Origin of the sequence: Methylacidimicrobium cyclopophantes, from assembly GCF_902143385.2 — a bacterium.
Lineage (GTDB): Bacteria > Verrucomicrobiota > Verrucomicrobiia > Methylacidiphilales > Methylacidiphilaceae > Methylacidimicrobium > Methylacidimicrobium cyclopophantes.
Genome location: NZ_CABFUZ020000034.1, coordinates 1 through 2808, shown reverse-complemented (window position 1 = coordinate 2808; position 2808 = coordinate 1). Strand labels below are relative to the sequence as shown.

4 protein-coding genes are annotated in these 2808 nt (G+C 61.3%); 1 reads left to right on the top strand and 3 read right to left on the bottom strand.

Translation table 11 applies throughout. From position 1 onward, the window contains the following. From FN369_RS11635 to miaA, 3 genes are all read right to left on the bottom strand, one after another. The coding region (locus FN369_RS11635) for a UPF0758 domain-containing protein (protein ID WP_374728750.1) at nt 1-267 on the bottom strand (267 nt) is incomplete at its 3' end. Beyond that, complete coding sequence (gene hflX / locus FN369_RS00885; RefSeq protein WP_142524338.1) at nt 200-1585, bottom strand: GTPase HflX; 1386 nt, start codon at nt 1583-1585, stop codon at nt 200-202. The genes FN369_RS11635 and hflX, both read right to left, overlap by 68 nt. Nucleotides 1586-1627: 42 nt before the next feature. Further along, nucleotides 1628-2494, bottom strand: coding sequence for a tRNA (adenosine(37)-N6)-dimethylallyltransferase MiaA (gene miaA / locus FN369_RS00880; protein ID WP_246189467.1), 867 nt, complete (start codon nt 2492-2494; stop codon nt 1628-1630). On the opposite strand from miaA, the gene FN369_RS10950 reads away from it, so the two are divergent. Then, nucleotides 2435-2808, top strand: a 374-nt coding sequence (locus FN369_RS10950; protein ID WP_178087586.1) for a sulfite exporter TauE/SafE family protein, incomplete at its 3' end; no start/stop codon positions are given. The two genes, miaA and FN369_RS10950, sit on opposite strands and share 60 nt — an antisense overlap.

Genomic DNA, 2808 nt, shown 5'->3' with positions numbered 1-2808 from the left:
ACGGCGGATGCGCCGTCCGAGAAGATCTTCTTGAACCAAGCGAATTCCTAGGACAAAGGCCGCCTGCAATCGCGCGGCCTTCGTTCGTCCCACCCCTTTGCACCGGGCGAGCTCGGCCATAGAAGCCCTTCCCAAGGCTTGAAGACTTCCGAAGCGAGAGATGAGCTCCTCTCCGAGCCCGACGGCCGAGAGTCCGCTTCTACCACTTCCCAGAAGAATCGCCAGCAGTTCCGAATCCTTCAGACCGTTCGGTCCGCATGCCGCCATTCTCTCCAGCGGTCGTTCCGCCGGCAGCATCTCTCGAATCCGCTGAGCCATGCTCCGCGACCATAAAGGGCGCAAGCGACGCTTGCAAGAAGGGCGGCACCCAAGCCTGGACGTAAACGCCGTCGGGCCTATAGCGAATCTCCACGGGCTCTCCTTCCCGATGGAGTCTTGCCAGAAGATCCCCTCGCTCGACGGGAAGGCGGAAGCGGAAAAAGCGCGCTCTGCCGCGCGACCAGCTTTCGATTCGGGAAAGAAGTTCCTCGATCCCCGATCCGTCCCGAGCGGAAACCCCGAGGCTTCCGGGATAGCGCTGGAGAAGACGATTCAGGGGAGCGGGACCGCGGAGACGATCGATCTTGTTCCACACAAGAAGCGAAGGCTTCTGCAGCACGTCGAGCTCTTCCAATACTCGGCGTACGTCCGCAATCCGCTCTTCTACCTTCGGGTCGGAGATGTCGACGAGATGGATGAGCAAATCGGCCTCCTTGACCTCTTCCAGCGTGGCTCGGAACGAGTCGATCAGATCGTGGGGCAGCTTGCGGATAAAGCCGACCGTGTCGGTCAAGAAAGCCCGCGGCTTTCCATGCAGATGGAGCAGTCGGATCGTCGGGTCCAGTGTGGCGAAAAGCTTATCTTCGACCAGCACTTCCGACCGGGTCAGCCGGTTGAACAGGGTCGATTTGCCCGAATTGGTATAGCCGACCAAGCAGAAGGTCGGCCAGGCGCAGCGGTGTCTCCCTTCCCGCTGCACCGAACGGGATCGCCGAACCGCTTCCAGCTCGCGGTGCAAACGTGCGATCCGCTGCTGGATTCGCCGCCTGTCCACCTCCAACTGAGTCTCTCCGGGACCGCGAGTGCCGATGCCTCCGGTTTGCCTCGAAAGGTGACTCCAAAGCCTAGTCAGCCTCGGGAGCAAATAGAGGAGCTGCGCGAGCTCGATTTGAATCTTGCCCTCCCGGGTCTTCGCTCGCTGGGCAAAAATATCGAGAATGAGCTGGGTCCGGTCCAGCACCTTCCGAGAGAATACGTTCGACAAATTCCGACTCTGGGCCGGCGTCAGCTCGTCGTCGAAAATCACCGAGTGGATTCCGTCTTCCTGGCACTTTTCGGAGAGTTCCTGCGCCTTGCCGAGCCCGATGTAAAATGGAGAGGTCGGAGTCTGGAGACGCTGAATCGCACGGGAGGCGACCGCCGCTCCCGCACTCCGGACAAGCTCTCCCAGCTCCTCAAGCGATTCGGTCACTCGAGGCTCTTTTTGGTTCGGGAGCTCCAACCCGACAAGAAGCGTCTTCTCCTCCGGACGATCAATGGTTCTCATCCAGCAAGAGGAACGTTCTTGCCCGCGAGGGAACGATTCGGCCTAGCGAAGCCAAGGAAGAGGACCATGCTCTTCAAGTACCAGATGACACGTGATCCTAGGTTCTTTCCGAAACCAAGTCAACTGCTTCCGTGCGTACCGGTAGGTATCCCGAACGATCGCCTCCTCCAACATCGCTCGGCTGCCTCCCTGAACCAGAAACCGAGCGATGGCCGCATAGCCGATGGCGGGGCAACGAAAAAGGATCTCCGGCTCTGATTCGTGCAGACGCTCTGCTACTTCCTCGATCCACCCGCCGACCAGCATTCGCCGAACGCGCTCGGCGATCCTCCGCCGTAGGGCTTCGGCCGTCCGCTCCACCCAAAGGGTGCGGTGGCGCCGCACCAAAGGCTTCGTCGTTCGCCTCTGCCAATCCAGGAGCGAAACCCCGGTCGTTTCCTTGACCTCGATCGCTCGTATGAGGCGTCTGGGATTGCGCATGTCGATGCGCGCGGCCGCTTCCGGGTCGATCTTCTTGAGCCGCCCCGCGAGCTCGGGAACGGAGAGAGTCTCCAGCTCCGCTCGAAGCGCTCCATTTCCCGATGGAGCCTCGCAGAGGCCGTTCACCATGCTCCGGTAATAGAGGCCGGTCCCCCCCACGACGATCAGCGGACGCCCTCGGCTCGCGCAGGATTGCAAAAACACGCGCGCATGTTCCCGGTATTGAGCCACCGAAAAGGATTGGCGCCAATCGACCAGGTCCAACCCTCCGTAGGAAAATCTGGCCCGTTCTTCCAAGGAGGGCTTTGCCGTCCCCAGATCCAGTCCCCGATAGACCTGCATGGAATCCATGGACAGAACGGCCGCTCCGTGTCTCTCCGCGAGCGCGTGCGCCAACTCGGTTTTCCCGACCCCGGTCGAACCGACCACAAAAAGGGGCTCCGCAGGCTCGACCCGGGCAATCCGTCTCCCTATCTCTTGGAAATGCACCTTCTCGCACTCGCTTTGCTCGGTCTGCTCGCCGGCTTCGCCAGCGGCTGCTTCGGAATCGGCGGAGGCTCGCTCATCGTCCCCGTCCTTGTCCTCTACTTTGCCGTACCCTACCACACTGCGGTAGGAACGTCCCTCGCCCTCATTTTGCCGATCGCTCTGGCAGGGAGCCTGACGAACTGGACGCTCAAGCAGATCGACTGGAATCTCTTCACGGTAATCGCCCTCTCCGGGGCGGCGGGCGCCGCCCTCGG

Coding starts and splice junctions, on each gene's coding strand:
- hflX (WP_142524338.1), bottom strand. CDS start 1,585: ATGAGAACCATTGATCGTCCGGAGGAGAAGACGCTTCTTGTCGGGTTG.